We start from the raw sequence: 14,474 nt of genomic DNA on the forward strand, positions 1-14,474 counted from the left end.
TTTATATTCGATAAATATCGGCAAATCAACAATAAAACAGCAGCCTGCCGCGTGCCGACACCTTGCTTGCCGAATAAAATCGGCTTTATCCGCTGCAGGAACGACTTTAGCGGCGCTGGCAAACGCCCCTCTTAGCCTAGCGCGCGAGCGGCGCGGTGCGTACCGGCGAGCGGGTCTTGCCGATAAAAATCGGCCAAATGGCGGTAGACCTTAGGCCAGGTGTGCTGCAGCACACCTGGCCGCTCAAAAAAGGTTTCTGACAATACGGCGAAAAACTCGGCGGGCGCTTCCAGCGCATAGGCATCAATCGGCAACGGCTGGCCAGCGGCGGCGCGCTGTCCCAGATCCTCCCAGGCAGCGGTCATGTCTTGCTTCCACGCCGCCGGACTCATGCCATGGTGCAGCGGCGGCGCGCCATTGGCACCCTCGTGCAGCATATCAAGGGTATGCGCCAGTTCATGGATGACCACATTGTAGCCATCACGCTGGCCGGAGAGCCGTACGTCCGCGAGCGACAGCACCACGGGGCCACGCAACCAGGCTTCGCCACTCAGTTCACGGCGTCCCTCATGCACTACGCCAGCTTCATCCTGCCAGCTGTGTTCGGCATGAAAGGGGCCGTCATAAAGAATCAGCGTGCGCCAGCGTTCGTACCAGTCCAGTCCCAACTCCAGCACCGGAACCACCGCCATTCCGGCAATGCGCAGGCAGAGCTCATCACTGGCCTCGGCGTCGCCGGCGGCGTGCAGATTCTTGCGCAGCAATAGTCGCAGCGCCATATCCTGCAGCTTGTTGCGGCGCGCCTCACTCAGTTGCTGATATACCGGCCAGTCGTCAAGCGCCTGCTGCCACTGCGCCGGGCTGATATTCAGCTCCGCCAGTTGACGATCCTCACGCCACTCAGCAAAACGTTTGAACAGACTCATCGCGATTCCTTGTCGGCGGGCGCCAGCAGCGGTGGCAGGTAAAGGCCAAGATAGGCCGTTAACATGCGCGTGGCTTCACGGCACAGCGCAGGCGTTAACTGCCCGTGCTGTTGGTAGTCAACCGCCAGCAGCTTGTCCGCGGCCTGCATGGCCAGGGTGAACACATCTACATCGGAGGGCAGCCTTGGCAGTTGAAAGTAGTCTTCCAGGCAGGCACGAAAACGCAGCCCCAACTGGCGATCGTGCAACTGGTCAGCCTGGCGCACTGCACTGAGCTCGTGCGCACCAAGCAGCAGTTCGCGCGCGGCGGCATTCTCCTGATAGTAGTTTTGAAACCGCTGTTCCAGTTCGGCGGCCAGTGCCATCCAGTTATCGGGTGTGGCTGCGCAGGGTTGCTGCAATACCGCATCCAGCTCGGCAAACACCTGCTGCGCCAAGGAGCCCAGAACATCACCCACCTGCGGGAAGAAGTGATAAACCGATGAGGGTGGAATGCCGGCCTGTTCCGCAATGGCGTAAATCGACAGCTCCGCCAGGCCTTGCCGATCCAGCAGTTCACGTGTCGCCTGCAGGATGCGGTCGATGCGTTCCTGACTGCTGGCGCGGCGTTTAGGGGCAGGGCGGCTCATGGCGAATCTCGTTCAGCGGCTATCCTGCAGACGATACCACAGCAGCGCCAGCGCCCGGATGGCGGTCTGCAGCGGTGTGCCGGGCGGCACCGGCCAATGCTTGCTGCGCGCCAGCAAATCAAAACCGGCGGCTTCGCCCAGTACCGTCTGCGCCATCAGCTTGCCGGCCATACCGGCCAGCGCGACACCCTGACCGGAATACCCCTGTGCGTAGAGCGTACGCATACCCACACGGCCGAATACCGGCGCCTTGCTCAAGGTCATGGCCACCTGCCCGCCCCAGAGATACTCAAAGTCTTCCTGCGCCAGCGCCGGAAACACTTGCCTCATGCGCTGGCGCATGGTGGCGCGCAGGGCACTGGGTTGGGCATCTCGGGCGCTGGCGCGGCCGCCAAACAGCAGGCGGTTGTCGCTGCTCAGGCGGTAATAGTCGATCAGCGTGTTCATGTCGCAGACTGCTGCACGCGAGGGAATCAGTTGCATTGCCAGTTCGCCCAGCGGGCGGGTCGCGCCAATATAACTGCCAATCGGCATGAAGCCCTTGCGATACCACGGCAGCAGCTTGCCCAGGTAGGCATTGCCGGCCAATAGCAAATGATCTGCCTGCACACTGCCTTGCGCGGTGCGTACCCTTACTCCCGCGCCCTCATCGCAGTAATCGAGCACCGCCGAGCGTTCGAATATCTGCGCGCCAGCCGCTTCCGCCGCCAGCCCGAGCCCCTGCGCGTATTTCAGCGGATGCAAATCACCGCCGCCCCAGTCCATCACCCCTGCCTGGTAATCGGCCCGCAGCAATTGCTGCAGAGAGTCGCGCGGATGATACTCCAGTTGGTCGTAACCTAGCCCTTGCAGCTGCTGCTGCCACGCCTGGAGCTCAGGCACATGGCGCGGCTTGTTGGCGACCAGCAGAATACCAGCCTTGAGGTCGCAGTCGATGGCGTACTGGGTGACACGGCTGCGCAGCAACGCGACCCCATCCAGAGTGAGCTGCCACACCTTGCGCGCATCCTCGGTGCCCAACTCTGCCACAGTCCGACTGTGATCACAGGCCAGTCCGGGGTTGATCTGCCCGCCATTGCGTCCGGAGCAGCCCCAACCCACCTGCTCTGCTTCCAGCACCGCCACGCGCAGACCGGCCTCGGCCAGTTCCAGCGCGGCAGACAGACCGGTAAAGCCGGCACCCACCACGCACACGTCGGCGCGCAACTCGCCCTGCAAGCTGGCGCGAGCCGAGGCGCCAGCAACGCTGGCGCGATACCAGGAATCGTTCATCGACATGCTGTGCTCCTGCGCATAAACAAATCCCGCCAAGCGGCGGGATTGTCGTGGGCTGCAGCGCCGCTGTTATACGGTGTGCAGATACCACATGTACTCGAGATCGGAGATGGTCTTCTCGAACTCTTCCATCTCGCTCTCTTTACAGAGCACGAAGACGTCGAGGTACTCCTCGCCGATGTACTCCTTCATCACTTCCGAGGTTTCCAGCGCGCGCAGAGCGTCGCGCAGGTTGGTCGGCAGTGAAGCCTCATGCTGATCGTAGGCGTTACCCTCGGTCATTTCCGGCGGCTCAATCTTGTTGCTGATGCCGTAGTGAATCGCTGACAGCAAGGCCGCCATCAACAGATAAGGGTTGGCATCAGCGCCCGCCAGGCGATGTTCGATACGCATGGCTTCCGGCTCGCCACCCGGTACCCGCACCGCAACGGTACGGTTGTCGATACCCCAGGTCGGCGCGCAAGGCACGAAGAAGCTCGGGCTGAAGCGGCGGTAGGAGTTCACGTTCGGGCACAAAAAAGCCATGTACTCGGGCAGGGTCTGCAGCAGACCGCCAACAGCCCAGCGCAACTCGTCGCTCAGAGTACCATCGGCCTTGGGTGCGAAGATGTTGTGGCCCTGCTCGTCGGTCAGACTGACATGCACATGCATGCCGTTACCGGCCTGATCATAGTAGGGCTTGGCCATGAAGGTAGTGTCCATCTCATGGTCATAGGCAACGTTCTTGATCACGCGTTTGAGCAGCACGTTGTAGTCACAGGCGACCACCGGGTCGTCGACGTGATGCAGGTTGACCTCGAATTGCCCCGGGGCAGATTCGGCCACGATGGCGTCAGCGGGGATGCCCTGCTCGTGGGCAGCTTCGATGACGTCCTCAAGAAACTCGGCATACTCATCCAGGTCATCCATCGAATAGACCTGAACCGAATTCGGGCGCTTGCCAGACATGGGTGAGCGCGGTGGCTGCGGCCGGCCGGTGAGGTTCTCCTGGTCAATCAGGTAGAACTCCAGCTCAAAGGCAGAAACCGGGGTCAGCTTGAGGTCCTTGAAGCGTTCGACGATGCGTTGCAGAACATAGCGGGGATCAGCGAAGAAGGGAGTCTTGCGGTCAAACTCGTACATGGTCATCAGCAACTGACCGGTTGGCCGTTTCTGCCAGGGCTCTATATTGAGCGTGCCCGGGATTGGCAGACAGATCCGGTCGGCATCGCCGATTTCCAGACCCAGGCCGGTTTCTTCTACTGTTGTACCCTGAATATTCAGCGCGAAGACCGAGGCTGGCAGTGCGATACCTTTTTCGAAGGCCTTGGGCAGTGCGGATCGGTCGATTCGCTTGCCGCGCACAATGCCGTTCATGTCGGCAATCAGCAGGTCAATAAAGTGTATTTCCGGATGCTCGGCCAGAAAGGCCTCCGCTTCCTGGACGCTGGCGGGCTCTTTGGCTGTCGCAGCATCCGCTCCGGCTTGGGCTTGCATGGGTTGTCACCTGTTGTTTGTAAAATATATCAATCACGAAAGTCGCAAGGAGAGAGTTAATCCGAAAGGCCGCATGGAGTCAATAGAGCCGCAGCTGCACACTATAGGTGCATGCTGCACCATTTAAGGCCGCCAGAGGCATTTTCGGCGCCCATCTCGGGGTGATTCGTTCTGCCGATCTGGCCTTTTGTGTTAAATATTTTTTATTGCTATTGTATGAAAAATCGAACAACAATGGCTTCGCGTAAGTTATTCACCACAGACCTTGGACCCCTCCGGCTATGTCCGTCGCACGCAAACCCGTAATCGGCATTTCCTGCTGCACCGACCAGATCGGCTTGCATCCTTTTAATATTGTTGGCGAAAAATACATCATGGGGGTGGTTGACGGCGCCAATGGGCTGCCGCTGCTGATCCCTGCCCTGGGCGCGGCGCTCGACACCGAGCAGTTGCTCGATCTACTCGACGGCATCCTGTTCACCGGATCACCCTCTAATGTAGAACCGCACCACTATGCCGGCCCAGCCAGCGCCGAAGGCACCAAACACGACCCTAAGCGCGATGCCACTACCCTGCCGCTGATTCGCGCCGCCATTGAGCGCGGCGTGCCGGTACTGGGGATCTGCCGCGGTTTCCAGGAAATGAACGTGGCCTTTGGTGGCAGCCTGCATCAGCGCCTGTATGAAGTGGGCGGTTTTATCGAACACCGCGAACAGAAAGACCAACCGGTCGCTATTCAGTATGGTTTATCCCACGAGGTTCAGGTCGAACCGGGAGGATTGCTCTACGATATAGCAGGCTGCAGCTCGGCCCAGGTCAATTCCCTGCATACCCAGGGTGTTGACCGCTTGGCGCCGGCGCTGCAGCCTGAAGCCAGAGCATCCGATGGGCTGATCGAGGCATTCTCGGTCCGCCAAGCACCCAATTTCGCTCTCGGCGTACAGTGGCATCCCGAATGGCAGGTCAAGGACAACGCCTTTTACCTGTCAATTTTCCAGGCGTTTGGTGACGCCTGCAGAGCCCGTGCGTCGCGGCACTCCTGAGGCATTTATGAACAAGATTGAAGCGTGGCTGAAAGAACACAAGATTACCGAAGTGGAATGCATGGTCAGCGATCTGACCGGCATTGCCCGCGGCAAAATCGCCCCGACGATGAAATTCATCTCGGAGAAGGGCATGCGCCTGCCCGAGAGCATCCTGTTGCAGTCAGTTACCGGCGACTATGTCGAAGACGACATCTATTACGACCTGCTCGACCCGGCCGACATCGATATGATTTGCAAGCCGGATGAAAACGCCATCTATTTAGTGCCGTGGGCGCTGGAGCCGACCGCGCAGATCATTCACGAGTGCTTCGACAAGATGGGTAACCCCATCGAGATGTCGCCGCGCAACGTGCTCAAGACCGTGCTCAAGCTCTATGAAGACAAAGGCTGGCAGCCGATTGTGGCGCCAGAGATGGAGTTTTACCTGACCAAGCGCAACGAAGACCCCGACCTGCCGCTACAGGCACCGGTGGGCCGCTCGGGCAGGCAGGAGACAGGCCGTCAATCGTTCTCCATTGATGCTGCCAACGAATTCGACCCGCTGTTCGAGGATATGTACGACTGGTGCGAGGCACAGGGTCTGGATTTGGACACCCTGATCCACGAAGAGGGCACCGCACAGATGGAGATCAACTTCCGTCACGGCGACCCGCTACACCTGGCAGACCAGATTCTGGTATTCAAGCGCACCATGCGCGAGGCCGCACTCAAGCACGACATTACCGCGACCTTTATGGCCAAGCCGATCACCAATGAGCCGGGCAGTGCCATGCACCTGCACCAAAGCATCATTGATCGCAAGACCGGCAAGAACATCTTCTCCAACGAAGACGGCAGCATGAGCGAGTTGTTCCTGCATCACATTGGCGGCCTGCAGCGCTACATACCGGAGGTGCTGCCGCTGTTCGCCCCCAACGTCAACTCTTTCCGCCGCTTCCTGCCCGACACCTCGGCGCCGGTCAACGTGGAATGGGGTGAAGAGAACCGCACTGCCGGCCTGCGCGTGCCGGACTCTACCCCACAGAACCGCCGGGTGGAGAACCGCCTGCCAGGCGCCGATGCCAACCCCTACATTGCCATTGCCGCCAGCCTGCTGTGCGGCTATCTGGGCATGGTCGGCAAGATGTCGCCCTCGGCTCCGGTCAAGGGCCGCGCCTATGAGCGCCGCAACCTGCGCCTGCCGTTCACCCTCGAGGCTGCGCTGGAACGCATGGAACAGTGCAAGGACGTGGAAGAGGTGCTGGGCAGCAAGTTCTGCCGCGGCTATGTGGCCGTCAAGCGTGCCGAGCACGAGAACTACAAACGGGTAATCAGCTCCTGGGAACGCGAGTTCCTGTTGCTGAGCGTATAACCCCAAACCCAGGTACAGCGTCCGGCCCGCCACACCGGCCGGACGCACGGAGATCAGGAGTCCCGAATGACCAGTCAAAGCAAACTCAATACCGCCGAACTGCAGGCCATGGATGCTGCGCACTATCTGCATCCGTTTACCGACCACAAGGAACTCGGCGCCCGCGGCACGCGCATCATCGAGCGCGCCGAAGGCGTGTACCTATGGGACAGTGAAGGCAACAAGGTACTCGACGGCATGGCTGGCCTGTGGTGCGTCAATATCGGTTACGGTCGCAAGGAGCTGGCCGAGGCGGCGTATAAGCAGATGCTGCAGCTGCCCTACTACAACAGCTTCTTCCAGTGCGCCAACCCTCCGGCAGTACAGCTGGCCAAGGCAATTGCCGACATCGCGCCGGCGCACATGAATCACGTGTTCTTTACTGGTTCCGGTTCGGAGTCCAACGACACAGTGCTGCGCATGGTGCGCCGGTACTGGGACCTCAAGGGCAAGAGCGGCAAGAAGACCATCATCAGTCGGATCAACGGCTATCACGGCTCCACCGTGGCCGGTGCCAGCCTGGGCGGCATGTCGGTAATGCACGAGCAGGGCGACCTGCCGATTCCCGGCATTGTGCATATTCCGCAGCCCTACTGGTACGGCGAAGGCGGCGACATGAGCCCCGACGAGTTCGGTATCTGGGCCGCTCAGCAGCTGGAAGCCAAGATTCAGGAGCTGGGCGAGGACAAGGTCGCCGCCTTTATTGCCGAGCCGATTCAGGGCGCCGGCGGTGTCATCATTCCGCCGGACACCTACTGGCCTGAAATCAAGCGCATTCTGGCCAAATACGAGATTCTGCTGGTGATCGACGAGGTCATCTGCGGCTTTGGCCGCACCGGCGAATGGTTCGGCAGCCAGCACTACGATCTGACCCCCGACTTCATGCCGATCGCCAAGGGTATGACCTCAGGCTACCTGCCCATGGGCGGTGTGGTGGTCAGCGACCGCGTTGCCGATACGCTGATTGAGCATGGCGGGGAGTTCTTCCACGGTTACACCTATTCCGGCCACCCGGCGGCCGCGGCAGTCGGCTTGGAAAACTTGCGCATCATGCGCGACGAAAAGCTCATTGAATACGTCAAGCAGGAAGCGGCACCCTATTTGCAGGAGAAGATTGCCGAGCTGGCGGAGCACCGTCTGGTCGGCGAAGTACGCGGTGTCGGATTGCTTGGCGCAATCGAACTGGTAAAAAACAAGGCTACCCGCGAACGCTTCCCTGACAAGGGCACCGCTGGCACATTGTGCCGCGATCTTTGCGTCAGCAATGGTCTGGTGATGCGTGCGGTAGGCGATACCATGATCATGTCGCCGCCGCTGGTGATCAGCAAGAGCGAGATCGACGAGATGGTCGGCAAGATCCGGACCGTACTGGATCAGACAGCCGCGCAGCTGGGCGTGTAACCGCCCGGCCCGGCAAACGGCTATGCTTGCCAAGGGACGTTTTACCCGACGGGGCGCGCAAACACCCCGACACTGCATTTCCAATAATGGATGGAGAGCTGAAAGATGATGAAGCATCTGGGCAAGACACTGCTTGCAACTGCTACCGCTGTATCCATCAGCGCAGCAGCCCAGGCAGAGGGCGTGGTAAACGTATACAACTGGTCCGACTACATAGCCGAGGACACGCTGGAGAACTTCCAGAAGGAAACCGGCATCCGCGTGGTCTACGACGTGTTCGACAGCAATGAAGTGCTGGAAGCCAAACTGCTGTCCGGCAGCTCCGGATTCGACATCGTCGTGCCGTCCAACCAGTTCCTCGGCAAGCAGATCAAGGCCGGCGCCTTCATGCCGCTGGATCGTAGCAAATTGCCCAACTGGGACAACCTCGACCCTACGCTGCTAAAGGCGCTGCAGACCAACGACCCCGGCAACCAGTACGCCTTCCCCTATCTCTGGGGAACCACCGGCATCGGCTATAACGAAGCCAAGGTCAAAGCGGTTCTGGGCGAGGACGCCCCGGTGAACTCCTGGGACCTGGTGTTCAAACCGGAGAACATGGAGAAACTGGCCTCCTGCGGCGTAGCCTTCCTTGATGCGCCGGCCGAAATCATTCCCTCGGCGCTGTTCTATAAAGGCCTCGACCCCAACAGCACTGATGCCGCCGATTATGAGAAGGCGCAGGAGCTGATGATGTCGGTGCGGCCACATATCGCCTACTTCCACTCTTCGAAGTTCATTACCGACCTGGCCAATGGCGATATCTGCGTGGCTGTGGGCTGGTCGGGCGACATTTTGCAGGCCGCAGCACGCGCCGAAGAGGCCGGCAACGGCGAAGTCGTCAAATACGTGATTCCGAAGGAAGGTGCTGCCATGTGGTTCGACATGATGGCCATGCCCAAGGACGCAAAAAATGTCGATAACGCCTACACCTTTTTGAATTATATTCTGCGCCCCGAAGTCATCGCCGAGATTTCCAACTATGTGGCCTACGCTAACGGCAACAAGGCCTCCAAGCCCATGGTGGATGACAGCGTACTGAGCGATCCGGGCGTCTACCCAAGCGACGAAACGCTGGACAAGCTCTTTACCCTGGCCGAACTGCCGCAGAACATTGAACGCGTCCGCACCCGTGCCTGGACACGTATCAAATCTGGCCAGTAATCGCCCAGCTCACTGAACCCGGCCGGTGGCATACGCCCCGGCCAAACCCAAAAAATCAGACCAGGCACTGTGCTGGAGTCTGAATAGGAGAGACCATGAAGCGTCCCATGCAAAAAACACTGCTGGCCATGACCACGACAGCCCTACTCGGCGGCGTTGGCGCTGCCCACGCAGACGGCAAGCTGAACATCTACAACTGGTCGGATTACATTGCCGAGGACACCATTGCCAACTTCGAGAAAGAAACCGGCATTCAGGTGACCTATGACGTCTACGACTCCAACGACGTTCTCGACGCCAAACTGCTGACCGGACGCTCGGGCTTCGACATCGTCGTGCCCTCCAACAACTTCCTGACCAAGCAGATCAAGGCCGGCGTGTATCTTGAGCTTGATCACAGCAAGTTGCCCAACATGAGCAACCTGAACCCCGAACTGATGAAGCAGATGGAGAGCATCGACCCGGATAGCGCACACTCGATCCCCTACCTGTGGGGTACCAACGGTATCGGCTACAACGTTGAAAAGGTCGAGGCGGCACTGGGCGGCGAAGCACCACCCAATTCCTGGGCATTGATCTTCGATCCCCAGTACACCAGCAAGCTGTCAGGCTGCGGCATCAGCATGCTCGACTCGGCCGATGAAATGCTCCCCAACGCGCTGGCCTACCTGGGCCTGGATCCAAACAGCAACAACGCCGACGATATCAAGAAGGCCGAAGAGCTGCTGCTGGGCGTGCGCAAGGACATCACCTACTTCCACTCCTCGCGCTACATCTCCGACCTGGCCAATGGCGACATCTGCGTCGCGGCCGGCTTCTCCGGCGATATCTTCCAAGCGGCTGCGCGCGCCGAGGAAGCCGAGAACGGCATCGACATCAAGTACATTATTCCCAAGGAAGGCGCGACCCTGTGGTTCGACATGCTGGCCATTCCGAAGGATTCGTCCAACCCGGATAACGCCCACGCTTTCATCAACTACATTCTGCGTCCTGACGTGATCGCTCCGATTACCGATTACGTGGCCTATGCCAATCCGAACAAGGCCTCCAACGAGCTGGTTGACGAGGAGATCCTCAACGACCCGGCCATCTACCCCTCCGACGAGGTCATGAGCCGTCTGTACGTCAACGTGCCACGCTCCATGGCCGGTCAGCGTCTGATGACGCGCGCCTGGAGCCGCATCAAGTCCGGCCGCTAAGAGCCAACAACAATAAGGGCTGCCCATGGGCAGCCCTTATTGGATACACACCCGATTAAAAGCTCGCCGCGGTGCATACGCCGGGGCGGTAACAACAAGTGCATTCTGCGCGGCAAACTGCGCAGAAGCAGGTGGGAAGATACGCGGAGAACACTATGGTTGGTGCAGCAGGTGCCATGAAACAGGCCATGGCCAAGGCCGAACCCGATGAGTATGTAAAGATCGAGCGCATCAGTAAGCGCTTTGACGAGGCTCTGGCGGTCGATGACGTCAGCCTGACCATCAATCGCGGCGAGATCTTTGCGCTGCTGGGTGGCTCAGGGTCGGGCAAATCGACCTTGCTGCGGATTCTTGCCGGGTTCGAGCGACCAACCGAAGGACGCGTGTTGCTCGATGGCCAGGACATCACCGATCTGCCGCCGTACGAGCGCCCGATCAACATGATGTTCCAGTCCTACGCGCTGTTTCCACACATGACAGTCGCGCAGAACATCGCCTTCGGCCTCAAGCAAGACAAGATGAGCAAGGCCGACATCGACGACCGCGTCACTGAGATGCTCAAGCTGGTACACATGACCGAGTACGCCCGACGCAAGCCGGATCAGCTGTCTGGCGGCCAGCGCCAGCGGGTGGCACTGGCACGTTCACTGGCCAAGCGGCCCAAGGTGCTGCTGCTGGATGAGCCCATGGGCGCGCTGGACAAGAAACTGCGCTCGCAGATGCAGCTGGAACTGGTCGAGATTATCGAGCGTGTAGGCGTGACCTGCATCATGGTGACCCACGATCAGGAAGAAGCCATGACCATGGCCCAGCGTATCGCCATCATGCACCAGGGCTGGATTGCCCAGGTCGGTACACCGATGGATATCTATGAAAGCCCGCTGAGCCGTCATGTCGCCGAATTCATCGGCAGCGTGAACATCTTCGAAGGCGAGATCACCGCCGACATGGAAGATCATGCCATCATCCACTGCGACTGCCTGGACCACCCGATCTACGTGGGCCACGGTATTTCCACCCGCGCCCAGGACAAGAACATCATCTACGCCCTGCGCCCGGAAAAAGTCTGGGTTTCGACCGAGAAACCGGACACCGAACACAACTGGTCGCACGGTGAAGTGCACGACATCGCCTACCTCGGCGGGCATTCGGTGTACTACATCAAGCTCGACAGCGGCAAGATAGTGCAGGCCTTCATGGCCAACTCGGAACGCCGCCTGCCGCGCCCGACATGGGAAGACGAGGTTTACATCAGCTGGGAAGACGATAGCGGGGTCATTCTGCACTCATGAAAACGCCATCGCTCTCACGACTACTGCCGAGCGGGCGCCTGTGGGTTATCAGCGTGCCCTACCTGTGGCTGCTGCTGTTTTTCCTGCTGCCCTTCGCCATCGTACTGAAGATCAGCTTTTCCCAGGCGGCGATTGCCATCCCGCCCTACGATCCGATCTTCCAGTATGTAGAGCAAACGCTCAACGTAGTGCTCAACTTCGGCAACTACATCTTTCTCTCCCAGGATGGCCTGTATCTGGCCGCGTACCTTGGTTCGCTGCAGATAGCCTTCTTCTCGACCATCATCTGTCTGCTGGTGGGCTATCCGATGGCCTATGCCATCGCCCGCGCGCCCAAGGACAAACAGCTGGTGTACCTGCTGCTGGTGATGATGCCGACGTGGACCGCCATTCTGATTCGGGTTTACGCCTGGATGGGTATTCTCAGCAACAATGGACTGCTCAACACCGCGCTGATGTACATTGGCGTGATCGACCAGCCGCTGCAGATTCTCAACACCAACATTGCGGTGTATATCGGCGTGGTCTACGCCTACCTGCCCTTCATGGTGCTGCCGCTGTACGCCAACCTGGTCAAGCACGACAACAGCCTGCTCGAAGCCGCCATGGACTTGGGCGCCGGCAAGATCAAGGCGTTCTGGAGTATTACCGTGCCCCTGTCCAAGTCCGGCATCATCGCTGGCTCCATGCTGGTATTCATTCCGGTGGTCGGTGAGTTCGTTATTCCCGAGCTGCTGGGCGGCCCGGAAACCCTGATGATCGGCAAGGTGTTGTGGCAGGAGTTCTTCAATAACCGCGACTGGCCCGTGGCCTCGGCGCTGGCGATCGTGATGCTGCTGATCCTGATCGTGCCGCTGATTCTGTTCCACTATAACCAGGCCAAGGAAATGGAGAAGAAGTCATGAGCAAGCGCCCCGGTTTCTCCACCATCATGCTTTGGCTCGGGCTGGCCTTCATCTACATTCCGATGATCATCCTGGTGATCTACTCGTTCAACGCCTCGCGGCTGGTTACCGTGTGGGGCGGCTGGTCGGTGCACTGGTACGTTGGCCTGCTGGACAACACCCAGCTGATGAACGCGGTCAAACGCAGCCTGCAGATAGCCTTCTTCACCGCCTGTGCTGCGGTCTGCCTGGGCACCCTGGCAGCCTTCGTGATGACCCGCATCAAGCGTTTCCGTGGTCGCACCATGTTTTCCGGCCTGGTCACCGCACCGCTGGTAATGCCCGAGGTGATTACCGGTCTGTCATTGCTGCTGCTGTTTGTGGCCATGGCGCAGATGATTGGCTGGCCGGCAGAGCGCGGCATGGTCACCATCTGGATAGCCCACGTGACCTTTTGTACGTCCTACGTCGCCGTGGTGGTCAGCGGCCGTCTGAGCGAGCTGGACCAGTCGATAGAGGAAGCCGCCATGGATCTTGGCGCGCGTCCCTGGAAGACCTTCCTGCTGATCACGGTGCCAATGATCGCGCCCTCGATCGCCGCCGGCTGGCTGTTGTCCTTCACGCTGTCGCTTGACGACCTTGTGCTGGCCAGCTTTGTTTCAGGCCCCGGTTCAACCACCTTGCCGATGGAAGTCTTCTCTTCGGTACGTCTAGGTGTGAAACCGGAGATCAACGCCATTGCCAGTGTGATTCTGCTAGCGGTGTCGATCTTCACACTGATCGCCTGGTTCATTGCGCGTAGCGCCGATAAGCGCCGTGCACAGCCGCCAGAGGACGAGGACAGCGTCAGCTGGCAGGCCGTGATCGAAAGCCGCCGCAACTAGGCACGCGCAACACACTGACGGGCGGGCAAGCGTCAACCGCCCGTCAGCTGTTTGCGTTTTCCCGCCATCACGCGACGCCTTCTTGTTACCCCGGTACCCGTCTAAAAAACAGCTTGGCATTTGCTCTTCTGGCGTTTACTCTCTCAACATGAATGAACATTCATTCATAGCTGCTGCAGTTCTGCATGCCGCGCCCTGGCGCTGGCATGCGAGCTGTACAAACTGGCGATAGTGGTTAGAATGCGCGAATGAACACTCATTCAGACCCCGCGAAAACAGTCCGCCCGCGCATCAGGGACAAACGTCAGGCGATTCTCGACGCCGCCCTGACCGTCTTTGCCGCTGGCGGTGTTAACGGCGTGCCCATGCCCGCCCTGGCCGAACAGGCGCAGGTCGGTACTGGCACTATCTATCGCTATTTCAGCAGCAAGGAAGCCCTGGTCAACGAACTCTTTCGTGAGCAGAAGCGGGCAACCAGCCTGCGGCTGTACAGCGGCCTAGATCAGACGCTGCCACCGCGCGAGCTGTTTGCCATCGTCTGGCAGCGCATGGCGGACTTCAGCCGCAGCGACCCCGACGCCTACATGTTCATGGAGCTGCAGGATCACCGGCCCTACCTCGATGAAGACAGTCGGGCACTGGAAAAGAAAGTGCTCAAGCCGATCGTCGAGCGTTACCGACAGCTGCAGGCTGAAGGAGTGTTTCGCAGCGATGTGCGCCCCGAAGTGCTGATGAGCATGGTGTGGGGTGCCTTCGTGAACCTGATTCGGGCTGAGCGCGACGGGCACCTGAGCCTGCAGCAGAGCGACATTGATGCTGCATTCAACGCCTGCTGGAGCCTGTGCACCGGCTGATCGCCTCCTTGCTGC

13 protein-coding genes are annotated in these 14,474 nt (G+C 59.6%); 9 read left to right on the top strand and 4 right to left on the bottom strand.

Annotated elements, in window-relative coordinates:
- Positions 1-131 precede the first annotated feature (131 nt).
- From V7747_RS06080 to V7747_RS06095, 4 genes are all read right to left on the bottom strand, one after another.
- Complete coding sequence (locus tag V7747_RS06080; protein WP_335615158.1) at positions 132-926, bottom strand: zinc-dependent peptidase; 795 nt, start codon at positions 924-926, stop codon at positions 132-134.
- Entirely contained in the window at positions 923-1,555 is a 633-nt protein-coding gene (locus V7747_RS06085; RefSeq protein WP_335615159.1) for a TetR/AcrR family transcriptional regulator, read from the bottom strand. Before V7747_RS06085 ends, V7747_RS06080 begins: the two co-directional genes overlap by 4 nt.
- 12 nt (positions 1,556-1,567) lie before the next feature.
- Positions 1,568-2,833 (bottom strand): NAD(P)/FAD-dependent oxidoreductase, encoded by a 1,266-nt coding sequence (locus V7747_RS06090; RefSeq protein WP_335615160.1) that lies wholly within the window; start codon positions 2,831-2,833, stop codon positions 1,568-1,570.
- A 66-nt stretch (positions 2,834-2,899) separates the two neighbouring features.
- Positions 2,900-4,306: a glutamine synthetase family protein gene (locus tag V7747_RS06095; RefSeq protein WP_335615161.1), complete on the bottom strand. Its 1,407-nt coding sequence runs from the start codon at positions 4,304-4,306 to the stop codon at positions 2,900-2,902.
- A gap of 281 nt (positions 4,307-4,587) precedes the next feature.
- Between V7747_RS06095 and V7747_RS06100 the strand changes: the two genes are divergently transcribed.
- The 9 genes from V7747_RS06100 (at position 4,588) to V7747_RS06140 (ending at position 14,459) form a co-directional block, all read left to right on the top strand.
- Positions 4,588-5,349 (top strand): gamma-glutamyl-gamma-aminobutyrate hydrolase family protein, encoded by a 762-nt coding sequence (locus tag V7747_RS06100; RefSeq protein ID WP_335615162.1) that lies wholly within the window; start codon positions 4,588-4,590, stop codon positions 5,347-5,349.
- Positions 5,350-5,356: 7 nt separating this feature from the next.
- The gene (locus tag V7747_RS06105) at positions 5,357-6,703 is read left to right on the top strand and encodes a glutamine synthetase family protein (protein WP_335615163.1); all 1,347 of its coding nucleotides are present in this window, start codon (positions 5,357-5,359) and stop codon (positions 6,701-6,703) included.
- Between the two features lie 66 nt (positions 6,704-6,769).
- Positions 6,770-8,143, top strand: coding sequence for an aspartate aminotransferase family protein (locus V7747_RS06110; protein ID WP_335615164.1), 1,374 nt, complete (start codon positions 6,770-6,772; stop codon positions 8,141-8,143).
- Between the two features lie 108 nt (positions 8,144-8,251).
- Positions 8,252-9,346: an extracellular solute-binding protein gene (locus V7747_RS06115; RefSeq protein WP_335615221.1), complete on the top strand. Its 1,095-nt coding sequence runs from the start codon at positions 8,252-8,254 to the stop codon at positions 9,344-9,346.
- Positions 9,347-9,441: 95 nt separating this feature from the next.
- Positions 9,442-10,545 carry a polyamine ABC transporter substrate-binding protein gene (locus V7747_RS06120; RefSeq protein ID WP_442909185.1) on the top strand — a complete coding sequence of 368 codons (1,104 nt, stop codon included), beginning with the start codon at positions 9,442-9,444 and terminating at the stop codon, positions 10,543-10,545.
- A gap of 155 nt (positions 10,546-10,700) precedes the next feature.
- Positions 10,701-11,837 carry an ABC transporter ATP-binding protein gene (locus V7747_RS06125; RefSeq protein ID WP_335615165.1) on the top strand — a complete coding sequence of 379 codons (1,137 nt, stop codon included), beginning with the start codon at positions 10,701-10,703 and terminating at the stop codon, positions 11,835-11,837.
- A complete protein-coding gene (locus tag V7747_RS06130; RefSeq protein ID WP_335615166.1) occupies positions 11,834-12,742 on the top strand; it encodes an ABC transporter permease subunit in 909 nt (302 codons plus the stop codon). The genes V7747_RS06125 and V7747_RS06130 overlap by 4 nt, the downstream gene beginning before the upstream one ends.
- The gene (locus tag V7747_RS06135; RefSeq protein ID WP_335615167.1) at positions 12,739-13,605 is read left to right on the top strand and encodes an ABC transporter permease subunit; all 867 of its coding nucleotides are present in this window, start codon (positions 12,739-12,741) and stop codon (positions 13,603-13,605) included. The genes V7747_RS06130 and V7747_RS06135 overlap by 4 nt, the downstream gene beginning before the upstream one ends.
- Before the next feature lie 248 nt (positions 13,606-13,853).
- Complete coding sequence (locus V7747_RS06140) at positions 13,854-14,459, top strand: TetR/AcrR family transcriptional regulator (RefSeq protein ID WP_335615168.1); 606 nt, start codon at positions 13,854-13,856, stop codon at positions 14,457-14,459.
- The last annotated feature ends 15 nt before the right edge of the window (positions 14,460-14,474 follow it).

It is taken from the genome of Halopseudomonas sp., from assembly GCF_036960865.1.
Classification (GTDB): Bacteria; Pseudomonadota; Gammaproteobacteria; order Pseudomonadales; family Pseudomonadaceae; genus Halopseudomonas.